The 15,503-nt window shown below is 68.1% G+C and carries 17 protein-coding genes; 12 read left to right on the top strand and 5 right to left on the bottom strand.

The genetic code is table 11. The features are described 5' to 3' along the window. Positions 1-7: 7 nt before the first annotated feature. From ACZK45_RS21220 to ACZK45_RS21200, 5 genes are read right to left on the bottom strand one after another with little or no spacing between them, the layout of a single operon-like run. Positions 8-1,624: a hypothetical protein gene (locus ACZK45_RS21220; protein WP_478445223.1), complete on the bottom strand. Its 1,617-nt coding sequence runs from the start codon at positions 1,622-1,624 to the stop codon at positions 8-10. 37 nt (positions 1,625-1,661) lie between these two features. After that, the gene (locus ACZK45_RS21215) at positions 1,662-2,783 is read right to left on the bottom strand and encodes a hypothetical protein (RefSeq protein WP_346485799.1); all 1,122 of its coding nucleotides are present in this window, start codon (positions 2,781-2,783) and stop codon (positions 1,662-1,664) included. A 35-nt stretch (positions 2,784-2,818) separates the two neighbouring features. Further along, positions 2,819-3,379 (bottom strand): hypothetical protein, encoded by a 561-nt coding sequence (locus tag ACZK45_RS21210; RefSeq protein ID WP_049398641.1) that lies wholly within the window; start codon positions 3,377-3,379, stop codon positions 2,819-2,821. 30 nt (positions 3,380-3,409) lie between these two features. Continuing rightward, on the bottom strand, positions 3,410-3,829 hold the full coding sequence (locus ACZK45_RS21205) for an NUDIX hydrolase (protein ID WP_125893345.1): 420 nt from the start codon (positions 3,827-3,829) through the stop codon (positions 3,410-3,412). Beyond that, a complete protein-coding gene (locus ACZK45_RS21200; protein WP_125893347.1) occupies positions 3,826-6,195 on the bottom strand; it encodes a S9 family peptidase in 2,370 nt (789 codons plus the stop codon). Before ACZK45_RS21200 ends, ACZK45_RS21205 begins: the two co-directional genes overlap by 4 nt. Positions 6,196-6,362: 167 nt before the next feature. Between ACZK45_RS21200 and ACZK45_RS21195 the strand changes: the two genes are divergently transcribed. The 12 genes from ACZK45_RS21195 (at position 6,363) to ACZK45_RS21140 (ending at position 15,503) form a co-directional block, all read left to right on the top strand. Continuing rightward, positions 6,363-6,692 carry a hypothetical protein gene (locus ACZK45_RS21195; protein WP_005414880.1) on the top strand — a complete coding sequence of 110 codons (330 nt, stop codon included), beginning with the start codon at positions 6,363-6,365 and terminating at the stop codon, positions 6,690-6,692. 37 nt (positions 6,693-6,729) lie between these two features. Further along, entirely contained in the window at positions 6,730-7,383 is a 654-nt protein-coding gene (locus ACZK45_RS21190) for an RNA polymerase sigma factor (protein WP_180837868.1), read from the top strand. Then, on the top strand, positions 7,380-7,595 hold the full coding sequence (locus tag ACZK45_RS21185; RefSeq protein WP_125893349.1) for a hypothetical protein: 216 nt from the start codon (positions 7,380-7,382) through the stop codon (positions 7,593-7,595). The genes ACZK45_RS21190 and ACZK45_RS21185 overlap by 4 nt, the downstream gene beginning before the upstream one ends. Before the next feature lie 213 nt (positions 7,596-7,808). Beyond that, positions 7,809-9,206 carry a cytochrome ubiquinol oxidase subunit I gene (locus ACZK45_RS21180; RefSeq protein WP_121504130.1) on the top strand — a complete coding sequence of 466 codons (1,398 nt, stop codon included), beginning with the start codon at positions 7,809-7,811 and terminating at the stop codon, positions 9,204-9,206. A gap of 1 nt (position 9,207) precedes the next feature. Next, positions 9,208-10,221 carry a cytochrome d ubiquinol oxidase subunit II gene (gene cydB / locus ACZK45_RS21175; RefSeq protein WP_005414876.1) on the top strand — a complete coding sequence of 338 codons (1,014 nt, stop codon included), beginning with the start codon at positions 9,208-9,210 and terminating at the stop codon, positions 10,219-10,221. A gap of 217 nt (positions 10,222-10,438) precedes the next feature. Continuing rightward, positions 10,439-11,182, top strand: coding sequence for a beta-ketoacyl synthase chain length factor (locus ACZK45_RS21170; protein ID WP_478445222.1), 744 nt, complete (start codon positions 10,439-10,441; stop codon positions 11,180-11,182). Beyond that, on the top strand, positions 11,175-11,972 hold the full coding sequence (locus tag ACZK45_RS21165) for a lysophospholipid acyltransferase family protein (protein ID WP_006402207.1): 798 nt from the start codon (positions 11,175-11,177) through the stop codon (positions 11,970-11,972). Before ACZK45_RS21170 ends, ACZK45_RS21165 begins: the two co-directional genes overlap by 8 nt. After that, positions 11,959-12,216 carry a phosphopantetheine-binding protein gene (locus ACZK45_RS21160; protein WP_005411610.1) on the top strand — a complete coding sequence of 86 codons (258 nt, stop codon included), beginning with the start codon at positions 11,959-11,961 and terminating at the stop codon, positions 12,214-12,216. Before ACZK45_RS21165 ends, ACZK45_RS21160 begins: the two co-directional genes overlap by 14 nt. 17 nt (positions 12,217-12,233) lie before the next feature. Continuing rightward, positions 12,234-12,491: an acyl carrier protein gene (locus tag ACZK45_RS21155; protein ID WP_006402206.1), complete on the top strand. Its 258-nt coding sequence runs from the start codon at positions 12,234-12,236 to the stop codon at positions 12,489-12,491. Between the two features lie 22 nt (positions 12,492-12,513). Then, the gene (locus tag ACZK45_RS21150; protein WP_012512473.1) at positions 12,514-13,065 is read left to right on the top strand and encodes a COG4648 family protein; all 552 of its coding nucleotides are present in this window, start codon (positions 12,514-12,516) and stop codon (positions 13,063-13,065) included. Further along, positions 13,058-14,743 carry an ApeI family dehydratase gene (locus ACZK45_RS21145; protein WP_125893355.1) on the top strand — a complete coding sequence of 562 codons (1,686 nt, stop codon included), beginning with the start codon at positions 13,058-13,060 and terminating at the stop codon, positions 14,741-14,743. The genes ACZK45_RS21150 and ACZK45_RS21145 overlap by 8 nt, the downstream gene beginning before the upstream one ends. Continuing rightward, a complete protein-coding gene (locus tag ACZK45_RS21140; RefSeq protein WP_478445221.1) occupies positions 14,733-15,503 on the top strand; it encodes a glycosyltransferase family 2 protein in 771 nt (256 codons plus the stop codon). Before ACZK45_RS21145 ends, ACZK45_RS21140 begins: the two co-directional genes overlap by 11 nt.

Raw genomic sequence — 15,503 nt, 5'->3', positions numbered from 1 at the left:
GGCCGGCTCAGCGCTTGCGGTTGGAGTTGCGCGGCGCCGGAGCGTCGTCCACGGCTGCCTCATCAACCGCCTTCTGCAGGGCACCACCCAGCGTGATCAGCTCCCAGTTCTGGGTGCCGAGCACGTCGCAGGCCACGTGCAGGCCGCTGCGGTCGGCCTTGCAGAGCTGCTCCAGGGTTGCCCGTGCGTCCAGTTCTGCGCCGTTGCCCTGCGCGGTCACCAGGTTCTCGCACCCTTCGCGCACGCCGGCGCGGCAGACTGTGGTGTAGTGCTCGGCGGCCTGCAGCCAGTTCCCGGACAGCGCAAGGCGGTTGCCGAGAATGTTGCAGCCTTGCAGCTTGCCCTGCGCGCAGCAGGCTTCGGCACCGCCCTCGTTGGCCAGCGCCAGCGGGCAATCCTGCGGCAGTGGCAGCACCTTGAACTGCTTCGGTGCACTGCACCGGGTCGGGCCCTCGCCGGTGGGGACGAACACCTGGAAGCGGGTCCAGTTATCCAGGCCCAGCAACTGGCCGCCGGGCAGCGGGCGCAGCACGAAGTCGCCGTCCCGGTCGTGGTGGATGCGGATGTCGCCCGCTTCGACGCGTGCGCGAAGATGGCTGCTCCAGCCCACACCGACCAGGCCGGCGTCACCGAAATCCAGCGTGTCCATCAGGCCGCCGTCGGACCGGTAATTGCCGCAGGGCAATGCAGTCGCGGGCTGCGGTCGCAGCGATGCGCCCACTGCCTGCAACGCCGGCAGGCGCTCGCAGGTGGCGGTGTCATTGCCGGGGGTGCAGGCTGCAGTCAGGGCCTGCACCGCCTGCTGGGGATCTCCCGCGTCCCAGGACAGCTCAGCCACGCGGGTGCAGAATCCGCCGTGCGGTACCTCGCGGCACAACCGCAACAACTGTTGCCGCCGCTCAGCTGGAATGATCACCGGCACGGTCGGCGCCGTCATCGTCACCATGGCTTCGGTCATGGCGGCCGTCATCGCGGCCTTGACCAGCTGCTCCTGCACTGCCGGGTTGGCCTCGAGTGCCGCGGCACACGCCGGGGTTCCCTGTTCGAAGCCACCGTTGTCACAGGCAGCGGGGAGTTTGATGCCAGACAAGGCGGCGTCGAGCGCTGCCTTTGCCAGGGCGGGATCGGCCTCGACCGAGGGTTTGGCCTCCTCGTGCCAACGATCAGCCAGTTGCAGGCACATGCCGGGCACGCCTTCCCGACACCCTGCTTCCAGGGCGGCCAGGGTCGCTTCGCGACGGTTGTCCAGGCACGCCGCCGCATCAGCCAGGCAGCTGCCTGCAGCCGGCGTGGCGGCTGCGGCGCACTGTGCGGGCGCCTGCAGGAGGTAGACCGTGCCATCCACCTCGACCGTGCGGCCACGATCGCGCACTTGCAGCGCGCTGGGCAGGCCGTACTCCAGGTTCACCAGTTGCAGCTTTCCGTCGATCTGCTGGAACGCGACCGGAGACGGCGCACTGCCGAAGTGCTTCTGCTCGCCGCGGTTCGGTGAGCTGATGCGCAGCGTGCCGCTGCCTTCGTCGGCCTTGAACAGGCCGCATTGTGGCGACTGTGCGGCGGCCATCGGCGCGGCCAGCAGCAGGGCCCAGGCCAGCCAGCGGCGGCGCGGTGCGGGTGAATGCATGTCGTCTCCTTGACGATCGAACGGGAAGCTCCTGGCGCTACGGCGAACCCTGGCCCTCGCGCGGGGGCGTGCATTGTGCCGTGCCGGGCACGAGCTGGTAACGCTGGTAGGCCGTCTGGTTGTCCATGCCGAGCAGGTCGCCGTTGCCGAGCTGGCGCAGCACAAGAGTTTCGCCGTTCTGCTGCAGCTGGACGGCGCCTTCGTGCAGGCGGGCACGCGCGCCATCACCGAAGTCGAGCATGTCGATCACGCCACCGTCGGCCTGGTAACGGCCGCACGGCACCTGCTGCAGCGGAACCAGGCGCAGGTCGGTGCCGAGGCCACGCAGTGGCGCGATACGCTCACAGGCACTGACGCGGCCTGCATCGCAGACCACCTGCAGGGCCTGCACTGCCAACGCAGGTTCCAGCGCGTTCAATTGCTGCGCGGCCACTTCCACGCAGAAGCGGCCACTGCGGTGCTGCAGGCACCGCTGCTGCAGCTGATCGCGTGCAGCGGCCGGAAGCGGCGAATCCAGTGTGTCTTCGTCTTCCTGCTGCAGGCGTTGATTCACCCGCTGCATGGCGGCAGCCAATGCATCATTCGTCAGCGCCTCGCAGGCCTGCGGGTCATGCCCGGGCGTGTATTCGCGGCAGGCAGGCGGGCGTTCAAAGCCCGTGGCACCAACGTCGTCGGTGGCCTTTGCTGGGCTGCCATCCCGCAGTTGTCGCAGCAGCGCCGAGCAGCCTGCGCCAACGCCTTCGTCGCACGCGCGCTGGGTCTGGCCGGGCGAAGCCGCAGGCAGCTGCGCAATGCAGTGGCTGCCGGCGGCGCGGCAGCTGCCGGCAATCGCGGCGGGTTCGCTGGCGCAGTCCCGGGACTGGCGCAACGTGTAGACCACCAAAACCTCGTCTTCGATGCGCTGCCCATCGGCGCTGATCCGGACCGGCAGTGCCACGCCATCGTCGAGCATGACCAGTCGGGCCTGCGCCGCACTGCGATCGACCCACAGCGGCTCCGGCTCGCTGCCGTCGTCGCGGCGGTAGCCGGTGCTGGGTGATGTGAATATCAGCGCCATGCCACCGTCGGTGCTGCGGTATTCGCCACAGCGCAGCGCATCGGCGGCGGCAGGCAGCGCGGCGAACAGCAGCAGCGCGGGGAGAAGGGTCAGCAAGCGCATGCGACGGTCCTTGTCGTACGGGAAAGGGGTGTGGCTCAGTGGAAGCGCGAGCGGATGTCTGGTCGCAGCAGGCGCCAGGCCAGCCAGCCCTGCAGGCCGAGGAGTACGAACGACATGGCCACCATGGTCAGCGTGATCAACCAGCGTTTCAGATGGAGTTCCTGTTGCAGGACGGCGTCGTCGGAGAGAAACGGGATGACGTCGCGCATGAACACGTCCAGCCACCCGGCGATCGCAAAGTTGGTCAATGCACTCATCAGCAGGATCGCCACAAAGCTCCACAGGCCCCAGCTGCGCTCGCGCAGCAGTCCCCAGCTGGCCAGTGTCGAGGCAAGGCACAGCAGTGCGACGATCATCGACGCGGCCACCGGATGCGCCAGAAGCCAGATCAGGCTGTGCAGGTGCTGGAGTTGTACTTCCCTCTCAACCAGGTGCCAGATCGGAAGGTTGTGCAGCGGCCACAGCAGCAGTCCCTGCATCACGAAGTAGACCGTGAGCAGCAGTGACAGCCAGAACGAGGCGTGTGCGATCGGGCGCACCCAAGCGTGATAGGTCGGTTGGACCAGCGAAGGAATCGGCGGGATCGACATTGACATCCGGTGTCCTTGCAATCGGTGCCCGCGCGCTCAGCGGGCCGTCACCCGGGTGGCGACGGCCGGCAGGATATGGTGTTCGCTCAGCGGTGCCAAGGGCAGGCCGTGCGGTGGCTGCAGCGGCACCCAGGCCAGTTCGGCGATCTCCGCGCGTGCCTGTGGCATGCCGTCCACCTGCACCCACCAGGCCTGGGCCTGCACGCGGTGGCCAGGCTCGTTCACCGCCCAGTCCTGGAACGTGCCCAGCGCGATGGAGGCATCGGTGCACAGCTGCACGCCGAGTTCCTCGTCCAGCTCACGGGCCAGCGCCTGCAGTGGCGCTTCGCCGGGTTCGGGCTTGCCGCCGGGCTGGATGAAGCGGCTGGCGCCGTGTTTGCGCACCACCAGCGCCCGGCCGCGGTCATCCAGGATGACCGCGGCCACGATATGGATCGTGGCCGCGGCGTTGCTCACTTCAGGTTCTGCTCGAACAGCTTGAGGATGCGCTTGTACTGGTCCAGCCAGGAATCGGCGCGGACGTAGCCGTGGCGCTCCAGCGGGTACGGAGCGATCGACCAGTTGTCCTTGTGCAGTTCGATCAGGCGCTGGGTCAGGTTCACCGAGTCCTGGAAGAACACGTTGTCATCCATCATGCCGTGGGCGATCAGCAGGTTGTCCTGCAGGTTCTGCGCGTACTCGATCGGCGAGGACACGCGGTACGCCTCCGGATCGATGTCCGGGGTATTGAGGATGTTGCTGGTGTAGCCATGGTTGTACTGGTGCCAGTCGACCACCGGGCGCAGCGCGGCGCCGGCCTTGAACGTGCCCGGCGAGCGGAACAGCGCCATGAAGGTCATGAAGCCGCCGTAGGAACCGCCGTAGATGCCGGCGTGGTCGCGGTCACCCTGCTGGGTGTCGACCAGCCAGTCCAGGCCGTCCTTGTAGTCTTCCAGTTCCGGGTGGCCCATGTTGCGGTAGATCGCCGTACGCCAGTCGCGGCCGTAGCCCTCGCTGCCGCGGTAATCCATGTCCAGCACGATGTAGCCCTTCTGCACCAGCAGGTTGTGGAACATCTGCTCGCGGAAGTAGGCCGGGTAGCGCTGGTGCACGTTCTGCAGGTAGCCGGCGCCGTGCACGAACATCACGATCGGGTACTTCTTCCCCGGTTCCTTGTTTTCCGGTTCGTAGTACTTGGCCCAGACCACGCCGGCGCCATGCTTGGACGGCACTGCCACCAGCTTCGGCTGGATCCACTGGCGCGCCTTGTAGTCGGCGGTGCGGGTGTCGGTCAGCACGCGGGCCTGGCCACCGGTGCTCGGCAGCACGGCCAACTGCGGCGGCAGGTAGGCACCGGAATAGCGCACCAGCAACTGCTGGCCGTCCGGCGACAACGAGAAGTCTTCCACGCCGTTGAGGCTGGTCAGCTCGCGCACCTGGCGGCTGCCGGTATCGACCGCGCAGACTTCGTAGTCATGCGGTGCCTGCTGGTTGCACAGGAAGTAGAAGCCCTTGCCATCGGCCGACGGCACCGGTGCCGAGGTTTCCCATTTGCCGCTGGTCAGCGCCTGCGGCTTGGCGGTGCCGGCCTGGGTGTACAGGTGCGAGAAGCCCGATTCCTCCGACAGCAGCCACAGCGTGCGGCCATCGGCCATCCAGCCGAAATCGTTGAAGCCCCAGTTGATCCAGCCGTTGTCGGTCAGGCGGTGGCGGTTCTGCACGCGGCCATCGGCAGCGTTGACACTGATGATCCAGCGGTCCTTGTTGTCGTTGGCACGCAGCATCACTGCGGCCTGCTGGCCATCGGGGCTCCAGCGGATGCCACCGCCCATGAAGTCGCTCATCACCTGCAGGCTGCGCTCGCCCTTCAGCGCGTCCTTGCCGGCCTTGCGGCGCAGCTCGGCCAGCGGATCGGTGCTGATGCCAGGCAGGCCGGCCAGCGAGACCTTCTCGGCCTTGCCGGTGCGCACGTCCACGTACCACAGGGTGTGCGGCTCGAAGCCGTTACGGCCGACGCGGGTGCGGGTGTCTTCGGTTTCCTCGTAGCCCGACTCGGTCACGTACAGCGGCATCTTGCCGCCGCGGCCGTCATCGAAGTCCTTCGGCTTGGTCACCACGATCAGGTGGGTCAGGTCCGGCGACAGCACGCTGTCGGCGATCTCCACGTCGGTGCCCAGGTACACCGGGCCCGGCGCGCGGGTCGGGTCGGCCTGGCGCCAACGCTGGTCCTGGTCCTTCAGTGCTTCGCGCTGGTCGCGGTCGCGGCGCAGGGTTTCCAGCGTGCGCAGCTGCTGGTCACGCAGCACGTCGGCCTTCGGCGGCGTGCGCGGATCCTTCTCGGCCTTCAGGCTGGCCACCTGCTGCACGCCGCTGGCGGCGGTCCAGTGGAACCAGTTCTGGCCAACGCGCCAGATCACGCCATTGTCGGCAGCAAAGTTCACGTTGCCCGCGCGCTCGTTGCTGCGGGTCAGCTGGGTCAGCGCGCCGCTGCGCAGGTCGCGCACGAACACGTCGCCATTGCGGACGAAGGCGCTGCGGCTGCGGCTGCGGTCGTAGACCGGCTCGGCCACGTCCAGGGTGCCGCGCTGGTCATCGGCCACCTGTGCGGCCACGCCACCCGCCACCGGCTGGCGGAACGTATCGCGCACCGGGCTGCCGTTGCGCTTGAGCTGGTATTCCACCTGCTGGCTGTTCCACGACCACCAGGCCTTCTCGACCGGCGGACCGATCCAGTCCGGGTCGGCCATGGCCTGTTCGATGGTGATCGGCGTCGGCGCGGCATGCGCAGCCGGTGCGGCCAGCACGGCCGACAGCAGGAGGGACAGGGGCAGCACTCGGGACATGGGCGGACGGCACCAGAAGAGGAAACCGGCCAAGCGTAGCAGCCGCAAGGGCCCGGGGCAGGGGCCACAGGTCATGGCGGCGGGATTGGCAAAGTGGTGCAACCGGTGGCCGGGGTTGCGCATCCATTCTTCTGAACCCGCATCATCCACCGAACAGGAGCCCGACCATGCAGGAACTGATCCCGATCACCCTCTTCATCTGCATCGCCTATGCGATCCACGCCATTGCCGATGCCCGCGCCCGCAGCAAGCTGGTGGCCCCGCACGTGCCGGAGGAAGTGATCCGCTCGCTGGCCGTGCTGGAAGAAGAACGCCGCCGCCAGGGGGCGCTGCGCTGGGGCATCAGCCTGGTCTGCCTGGCGTTGGCCATGGCCCTGCTGGAAGCCATCGGTGCCCGTGACCTGACCTTCGGTGCCGCCGCCGCGCTGGTCGGCAGTGCTGGCCTGGGCCAGCTGCTGGCCTGGCACTTCACCCGCCCCGCCGCACGCAAGGGCTGAGCCGGCCCATGTCACGGGCACAGGGGGCGCCCCGCAGATGAGCCTGCTCGGCGAAGCATTGTCGGCACTGCGGGGCCGTCGCCGCCACGATGCAGCGGCGACGGCGGCACCCGCCGCACCGCTGGATGCGGACCAGGCCCTGGTGCGGGCCATCATCGATGGCTCGCAGGCGGCGTTTTCGCAGCTGGTCGAGACCCACCAGCGCACCTGCGCACATGTGATCGGGCGCATGGTGGGCGACCGCGATCAGGTGGCCGACCTGCTGCAGGAGACCTTCCTGGCCGTGTTCCGCCAGCTGCACCGCTTTCGTTTTGAATCCTCGCTGCGCACCTGGGTTTCCCGGGTGGCCTACACCACCGCGCTGCAGCACCTGCGCCGGCGGCGGCTGGAGGCGCAATGGATGGTGGCGGTGGAGGTGCCGGAGGAACTGGGAATCGGCGATGAAGGACCGGGGCCGGCTGAACTGAGCGAGGCGCTGCAGGCGGGGCGCCATCTGGGCGTGGCGCTGGAGCGGTTGAGTGCACCGCAGCGCCTGATCGTCGGCCTGCACTACCTGGAGGACTTCGACCTGGTCGAGATCGAGCAGGTGACCGGGCTGGCACGCGGTACCATCAAGAGCCACCTGCACCGCGCGCGCCAGGTCCTGAAGCAGGAACTGACGCGGCATGCCGCCGCCGGAGAACTGCTGTGAGCCCATCGACCGACCCTCGCGATGCGGAAGAACGCGCGCTGGCGCAGGCGTTGCGTGAGCAGACACAGCAGGAAGAAACGCCGGATGTGAGCGAGGCGCTGCAGAAGCGCATTGCCGCTGAATCGCGCGATAGTGGCGTGGGCTATGTGGTGGTGCAGGTGGTGTTGTTGGGGGCGTTGGTGGCGGCAGCTGTCTGGTATTTCTGGCACTGAGGCACCCTCCGGGCGGTGGGCCGCTCCAGTCGCTGTTGGTAGATGCCGACCTTGGTCGGCGTCTGGGCGTGTGTGCCAACCAAGGTTGGCAGCTACCAGAACGGTTGACCCCTGCGACAAAGTGAAGCAGCGCGTCACCCGGTCGCATCCCACCTTAACGAAATCCTCCTAAAGTGGTCCGGTATCCCACCGGTCACAGGCAGGAGGCGTCCCTTGGACGCGTTGTTGTTGTCCCGGATCCAGTTCGGATTCGTCATCAGTTTCCACGTGCTGTTCCCCGCCTTCACCATCGGTACGGCCAGCTGGCTGGCCTTCATCGAATGGCGGTGGCTGCGCACGAAGTTGCCCGTGTGGCGCGAGCTGTATTTCTTCTGGCAGAAGATCTTCGCCGTGTCGTTCGGCATGGGCGTGGTCAGCGGCATCGTCATGGCCTTCCAGTTCGGCACCAACTGGCCACGGCTGAGCGAGGTGGCCGGCACGGTCATCGGACCGCTGCTGACCTACGAGGTGCTGACCGCGTTCTTCCTGGAAGCCAGCTTCCTCGGCGTGATGATGTTCGGCTGGGGCCGGGTCTCGCCGCGCCTGCATTTCCTGTCCACCTGCATGGTGGCGCTGGGCACGCTGTTCTCCACGTTCTGGATCCTGTCGTCCAACAGCTGGCTGCATACACCGGCCGGCTACGAGATGGTCAACGGCATCGTGCATCCGGTGGACTGGTGGCAGGTGGTGTTCAACCCCTCGTTCCCCTATCGCCTGGCGCACATGGCGCTGGGCTCGTTCATCACCACCTGTTTCGTGATCGGTGGCGTGGGCGCGTGGTACCTGCGCAAGGGCACACATGTCGAGGCCGGACGGCGCATGCTGATCGCGGCGGTGGCGTTCGCGGCGCTGACGGTGCCGGTACAGATCTTCGTCGGCGACATGCATGGCCTGAACACGCTCAAGCATCAGCCGATGAAGATCGCGGCGATGGAAGCGCACTGGCATGAAACCCAGGAAGGCGAGGGCGTGCCGCTGGTGGTGTTCGCGCTGCCGAACGAAAAGGAAGAGCGCAACGACTTCGAAGTGGCGATTCCGAAGCTGGGCAGCGTGATCCTCACCCACAGCCTGGACGGCACCTTCGATCCGCTCACCTCGGTGCCGGCCAGCGAGCGGCCGCCGGTGACGCCGGTGTTCTTCGCCTTCCGCATCATGGTTGGGCTGGGCACGCTGATGCTGCTGCTGGCCTGGGTGTCGGCTTTCCAGCTGTGGCGCAGGAAGCTGCTGGATTCGCCGTGGCTGCTGCGCGGCTGGAACTGGATGCTGCCCAGCGGTTTCATCGCACTGCTGTCGGGTTGGTTCGTCACCGAGATGGGGCGCCAGCCGTGGGTGGTCTATGGCGTTCTGCGCACCGCTGATGCGGTCGGCCCACAGAGCGCGTGGATGACCGCGCTGTCGCTGGGTGTCTACGTGGTCGGCTACGCATTCGTATTTGGTTGGGGCATCTGGTACCTGGTGAAGATCCTGCGCCATGGGCCGCAGCCGTATGCCGAGGGGCCATCGCTGGACCACGGCAGCCATACCCCGGCACGTCCGTTGTCGGCCGCCGACGAACCGCTGGAGGAGCGCTGACATGGACCTGATGACCTGGCTGCCGGTGGCGTGGTTCGCGGTGATCGGCTTCGGCGTGCTGATGTACGTGGTGCTGGACGGCTTCGTGCTCGGCATCGGCATCCTTGCCCCGTTCGCCGAGGACGAGGAACAACTGGACCTAATGATGAACACTGCCGCGCCGATCTGGGACGGCAACGAGACTTGGCTGGTGCTGGGCGGCGCCGGCCTGCTGGCGGCCTTCCCCAAGGCGTATGCGGTGCTGTTGTCGGCGCTGTACCTGCCGGTGCTGCTGCTGGTGGTGGCGCTGGTGTTCCGCGGCGTGGCCTTCGAATTCCGTTTCAAGGCGCATCGTTCGCGCCGGCTGTGGAGCGTGGCGTTCGGCCTCGGTTCGCTGCTGGCCACGTTTGCCCAGGGCGTGATCCTCGGCACCCTGGTGCAGGGCATCCCGCTGGTGGACGGTGTCTATCAGGGCGGGCCGTTTGCCTGGTTCAGCCCGTTCGCGATGCTGACCGGTGCCGCGCTGGTGGCCGGCTATGCGCTGCTGGGCAGCACCTGGCTGATCCTGAAGACCGAAGGTCGCGTGCAGGCGCTGGCGCGGCAGATGACCCGGCCACTGGTCGTGGCGGTGATCGCGGCGATGGGCCTGGTCAGCAGTTGGCTGCCGTTCCTCGATTCGCGCCTGATGGCGCGCTGGTTCAGCGACGGCAACTTCTGGTGGCTGTCGCCGGTGCCGCTGCTGACCCTGGCGGTAGCCGCCGCGCTGTGGCGCAGTGCCACCCACCCGCGCCGCGACCTGCCGCCATTCCTGCTCAGCCTGGCCCTGTTCGTGCTCGGCTTCCTCGGCCTGGTGCTGGGCATGTGGCCCTATCTGCTGCCACCGTCGATGACCTTGTGGCAGGCCGCCGCGCCGGCGTCGTCACTGGGCTTCACGCTGGTCGGGCTGGTCATATTGCTGCCGGTCATCCTCGGCTATACGGCGTGGTCCTACCGGGTATTCCGCGGCAAGGTGCACGCCGACACCGGTTACCACTGATCGATTGAAGACGGGGCCTGCCGGTGCCGGGCCCCGTGTTGGGGAATGTGAAACCTGCACACCCTGCGCGGGACGTGCTAGCGTGCGCTCCTTTCCGGCGGCCAGGGGGGCAGCCGGCGACGTCCTGGACGGACGCACGGCTGCAGGAACGGGGGGCCGCCGCGCGTCGCCGTAATGGCTCGTGCCTATCGTTCTCCCGTTGAAGCACCATCGCTAAATGATCGAATTCTCCATCGTCGACTGGGCTGCCTGGGCGCCCGGCCTGAGCGAGCGTAGCCAGTGGCTGGGCTGGGCCGATGCGCCGTACCTGCCGCACGGCGCGGACACGCCGGCGCTGGCCGAAGTGCCGGCGATGCAGCGCCGCCGCATCGAGCGGCTTGGCCGGATGGCGATCCAGGCCGCGTGCTGGTGCGAGGACGGGCAGGGCGCCGACAGTGACGTGCCGCTGGTGTTCGCCAGCCGCCACGGCGACGTGGCCCGTTCGATGGACCTGTTGGGTGCGTTGGCCGCCAATGAGCCGTTGTCGCCGACCGGATTCGGCCTGTCCGTGCACAACGCGATTGCCGCGCTGTATTCCATCGCCCGCGGCCACCGCGGCAACTACCTGGCGCTGGCGGCGGGCCAGGCCACGGTGGAGACGGCTTGCCTGGAGGCCGTCGGCCTGCTGGCCGACGGCGCCCGCGAGGTGCGGGTGGTGGTCTATGAGTCGCCACTTCCGGACATTTACGCGACGTTCGCCGACGAACCCGATCCGTTCTTTGCCTGGTGCTGGCGCCTGACCGCCCCGACAGAGGGCCGACCGACGCTGTCGCTGCAGTGGCAGCCGGCCGACGCCCAGGCCAGCACTGCGCCCGGCCTGCTGCCGCATGCGCTGGACCTGCACCGGTTCCTGTTGTCCGGCGCGCCGGCGCTGGAACACGTGGCCCACGGCCAGCGCTGGCGCTGGAGCCGCCGTGGCTGAGCTGCTGCGCCGCCTCGACCATGCCTGGCGGGTGTTTGGCACCGGCCTGAGCTTTGTCGCATTTGGCCTGGGCGGCCTGCTGTTGGGCGTGCTGGTGATGCCGGTGCTGCTGCTGATGCGCGACCCGGTGGTCCGCCGCCGCCGGGCCCGCCGCGTGGTCCAGGCCGCCTTCGCCAGCCATCTGCGGTTGATGCGCGGGCTGGGGGTGATGACCTACGAGATCGAGGGCGGTGAACGCCTGCAGCGCGACGGCCTGCTGGTACTGGCCAATCACCCGACCCTGATCGACGTGGTCTGCCTGATCTCGCTGCTGCCCAACGCCGACTGCGTGGTGAAGCGGGCCGTGGCCTGCAACCCGTTCATGCGTGGCCCGGTACGGGCCGCCGGCTACATCTCCAATGACGATGGCGCCGGCCTGGTCGATGACTGCGTGGCGGCGGTACATGCCGGCGGCACCCTGGTGATCTTCCCGGAGGGCACCCGCAGCGTGCCGGGCCAGCCGCCGCGGCTGCAGCGCGGGGCCGCCAACATCGCCGTACGGGGTCGCCTGGACGTCACCCCGGTGCGGATCACCTGCAGCCCGCCCACGTTGACCAAGGGGCAGAAGTGGTATCGTGTCCCCTCACGTCGCTTTCACGTTCGGCTGCAGATCGGCGAAGATATCCCGATCGCGCCATTTCTGGCCGAAGACGACTCGCCAAGGGGGGATGCCCTGGCAGCCCGTCGCGTCACCGAGCACCTTTCTCGTTATTTCGACCTGTCTGGAGATCCGAACCGTGCAAGCACTTGAGCACGAGATCAAGGAATTGATCATTTCCTCCCTTTCGCTGGAGGACATCACGCCGGAGGACATCGATCCGACCGCCCCACTGTTCGTCGAGGGCCTCGGCCTGGATTCGATCGACGCGCTGGAGCTGGGCCTGGCGCTGCAGAAGAAGTACGGTGTGAGCCTCTCGGCCGATTCGGAAGAAACCCGTCGCCATTTCTCCAGCGTGCGCGCGCTCGGCGAGTTCGTCGCCGCCCGCCAGTCGTAACGGTGCCAGGACCTGCCATGACCAAGAATGAACTGTTCGAACGCATCGTCAGCATCCTGACCGACAGCTTCGAGATCGAAACCGCCCGGATCACCCCCGAGGCCCGCCTGTACGACGACCTGGACATCGACAGCATCGACGCGGTCGACCTGATCGTTCAGCTGAAGCCGTTGCTCGGCCGCAACCTGCAGCCGGAAGCGTTCAAGGCTGTGCGTACCGTGCAGGACATCGTCGATGTGGTGCACAGGCTGCTGCCGGACCAGGCAGCCGCCTGACCGCAGCGTCGGCGGCTCCACCATGGCACGCGCACGCACGGTCGTGGTGGCTGCGATCTCGCTGGCCTACCCGGTGCTGGTGTACCTGGCGATGGGCCGCTTCGAGCCACGCTGGCTGTCGCTGCTGCTGTTCACCCTGGCCCTGCTGCGCGCGCTGAGTACGCGCCAGCCGCTGTGGTGGGCTGCGGCCGCCGGCACCGGCCTGCTGGCGGTGCTGGCCACTGTGCTCAACCAGGCCCTGCCGCTGAAGCTGTACCCGGCGCTGGTCAACGCAGTGATGCTGGCGGTATTCGGCACCAGCCTGCGTTTCGGCCCGCCGCTGGTGGAACGCCTGGCACGGCTGCAGGAACCGGACCTGCCCCCGTTCGCGGTGGCCTATACCCGCCGCGTCACCCAGGTGTGGTGCGGCTTCTTCGTTCTCAACGGCAGCCTGGCCCTGCTGACCGCGCTGTACGCGTCGGACCGGGTCTGGATGCTCTACAACGGATTGTTGGCGTACGTGATGATGGGCGTGTTGTTCGCAGGTGAGTGGCTGGTGCGGCGGCGGGTGAAGGCGGCGCACGCGCATGGCTGAGTGGATTGCCCTGGACCGGTTGCTGCTGGAGGCGCGGCCGCATCGAAGTGTTGGCGTCTGCGATGGCGAGGTGATCGACCACGCCCGCTTCCGCCAGCGCGTACTGGCCTGGCGCGCCGCGTTTGCGGCGGCCGCAGGCCGTGACTGGGCCCTGTATTTCGATGATGCGGTGGCCTTTGCCGCTGCGTTGTTCGGTGCCTGGCATGCCGGCAAGCGGGTGTTCCTGGCTGCCGACAACCTGCCGGCCACGCTGCAGGCGCTGCAGCCGCAGGTGAGTGGTTTCGCAGGCGACGTGTCCGCCGATTATCGTCCGCTGGCGGCGCTGGACGCCGCACCGGACGAGGGTCTTCAGGCGCTGGACGAGCGCGCCTGCGAGCTGTGCGTGTTCACCTCCGGCAGCACCGGACAGCCCAGTGCGATCAACAAGCGCATGGACCAGCTGACGCGCGAGGTGGACGCACTGCAGGCTGCGTTCGGCACGCAGCTGGAAGGCGTGCAGGTGCATGGCACGGTGTCGCACCAGCACATCTATGGCCTGCTGTTCCGCGTGCTGTGGCCGCTGGCTGCCGGCCGCCTGATCCATCCACGCCGGTTCTTCCACGAAGATCTGGTGGGTGCGCTGGCCGGTACCGATACGGTGCTGGTCGCGACCCCGGCCCACCTCAAGCGCCTGCCCGAGCAGCTCGACTGGGCCAGCCTGCATGGCCGCCTGCGCGCGGTATTCTCCTCTGGCGGCCCGCTGCCGGAAGAAGCCGCACGCCAGGTGCGGCAGTGGCTCGGCGTGGCACCGACCGAGGTCTATGGCAGCAGCGAGACCGGCGGCATCGCCTGGCGCCGCTGGGACACCGACCTGCCGCCGTGGCAGCCGCTGCCCGGCGTGCAGTGGCGCATCGAGGAGGGCTGCCTGGCGGTGGCCTCCGCACATCTGGAAACCCCGGATTGGTGGCGTACCCAGGACCGCGTTGAAGCGTTGGCCGATGGCCGCTTCCGCCTGCTGGGCCGCGCCGACCGCATCGTCAAGATTGAAGAGCGCCGCGTTTCGCTGGATGCACTGGAACGTGCGTTGCGCGAAGACGCCGAAGTGGATGACGTGCGCGTGCTGGTGCTGCCCGGGCAGCGCGAGCAGCTGGCCGCGGTGGTGGTACCGGCCGACCCGACGCTGCTGGAGGGCGGTGAGGCCGCGCGCCGCGCGCTGGGCCAGCGCCTTGGCACACGCCTGGCACAGGCTCATGACGCGGTCACCCGGCCGCGCCGCTGGCGGCTGGTGCCGGCGCTGCCGATCAACGCACAGGGCAAAGTCACCCAGGCGGCACTGGCAGCGCTGTTCCAGCCGCTGATGCCGGTGCCGGTCTGGGATCACCGCGATGCGGCCAGCGCCACGTTGCGGATGACCCTGGACCCGGCGCTGCGGCCGTTCCAGGGCCACTTCCCGCAGGCGGCGATCCTGCCCGGCGTGGCGCAGCTGGACTGGGCGGTGCGGTTTGGCCGCCAGGTGTTCGCCATGCCGGCAGTGTTCCTGCGCATGGATGCGGTGAAGTTCCAGCACGTGGCCCGCCCGGGCGATGAGCTGACCCTGCAGCTGGACTGGGATGCCGCACGCAACGTGATGGCCTTCCGTTACACCTCCAGCCACGGTGTGCATGCCAGCGGCAAAGTGGTCTTCGCCGATGCGGACTGATCCGGCCGTTGCCGGTGCCGCGTTCGCGCCACTGGTGGTGATTCCCGTCTACGACCACGAGCACGCCATCGCGGCGGTGGTCGACGGCGTGCAGGCCGCCGGCCTGCCATGCCTGCTGATCGACGATGGCTCGCATGAGGCGTGCGCGGCAGCATTGCGTTCGCTGGCACAGCGCCAGGGCGTCGACCTGCTGCGCCTGGACGTCAACCAGGGCAAGGGCGGGGCGATGCTGGCCGGTTTCGCCGAAGCCGGCGCGCGAGGCTACAGCCACGTGCTGCAGATCGATGCCGACGGCCAGCACGATGCCCGCGATCTGCCACGCTTCATCGAAGCGGCGCGCGCCCATCCCGAGGCGGTGATCTGTGGCATTCCGGCCTACGACGCCAGCGTTCCCAAGGCGCGCCTGTATGGCCGCTACGCGACCCACATCTGGGTCTGGATCAACACGCTGTCGCTGCATCTGCGCGACACCATGTGCGGCTTCCGCGTGTATCCGCTGCCGCCGGTGCTGCGCCTGATCGGTGAAGAAACCATCGGCCGGCGCATGGATTTCGATACCGAAGTGATGGTGCGCCTGTACTGGCGGCACCTGCCGGTCGAGCACCTGGCCACGCGCGTGACCTATCCATCCGATGGCGTCTCGCACTTCGATGTGTGGCGCGACAACGTGCGCATCAGCCGCATGCACACCCGCTTGTTCTTCGGCATGCTCTGGCGCGCACCGCGCCTGCTGTGGCGCCGCCTGCGGGGGCAGCGCTGA

It is taken from the genome of Stenotrophomonas sp. 63632_Sma, assembly GCF_056482875.1.
This window is presented reverse-complemented; position numbering and strand designations above follow the sequence as displayed.

Excerpts from the sequence above, each read along its gene's own strand:
- cydB (WP_005414876.1), top strand. The coding sequence starts at position 9,208 with ATGGACCTGATGACCTGGCTGCCGGTGGCGTGGTTCGCGGTGATCGGC.
- ACZK45_RS21215 (WP_346485799.1), bottom strand. The coding sequence starts at position 2,783 with ATGCGCTTGCTGACCCTTCTCCCCGCGCTGCTGCTGTTCGCCGCGCTG.
- ACZK45_RS21140 (WP_478445221.1), top strand. The coding sequence starts at position 14,733 with ATGCGGACTGATCCGGCCGTTGCCGGTGCCGCGTTCGCGCCACTGGTG.
- ACZK45_RS21220 (WP_478445223.1), bottom strand. The coding sequence starts at position 1,624 with ATGCATTCACCCGCACCGCGCCGCCGCTGGCTGGCCTGGGCCCTGCTG.
- ACZK45_RS21155 (WP_006402206.1), top strand. The coding sequence starts at position 12,234 with ATGACCAAGAATGAACTGTTCGAACGCATCGTCAGCATCCTGACCGAC.
- ACZK45_RS21210 (WP_049398641.1), bottom strand. The coding sequence starts at position 3,379 with ATGTCAATGTCGATCCCGCCGATTCCTTCGCTGGTCCAACCGACCTAT.
- ACZK45_RS21170 (WP_478445222.1), top strand. The coding sequence starts at position 10,439 with ATGATCGAATTCTCCATCGTCGACTGGGCTGCCTGGGCGCCCGGCCTG.
- ACZK45_RS21200 (WP_125893347.1), bottom strand. The coding sequence starts at position 6,195 with ATGTCCCGAGTGCTGCCCCTGTCCCTCCTGCTGTCGGCCGTGCTGGCC.
- ACZK45_RS21150 (WP_012512473.1), top strand. The coding sequence starts at position 12,514 with ATGGCACGCGCACGCACGGTCGTGGTGGCTGCGATCTCGCTGGCCTAC.
- ACZK45_RS21195 (WP_005414880.1), top strand. The coding sequence starts at position 6,363 with ATGCAGGAACTGATCCCGATCACCCTCTTCATCTGCATCGCCTATGCG.
- ACZK45_RS21190 (WP_180837868.1), top strand. The coding sequence starts at position 6,730 with ATGAGCCTGCTCGGCGAAGCATTGTCGGCACTGCGGGGCCGTCGCCGC.
- ACZK45_RS21145 (WP_125893355.1), top strand. The coding sequence starts at position 13,058 with ATGGCTGAGTGGATTGCCCTGGACCGGTTGCTGCTGGAGGCGCGGCCG.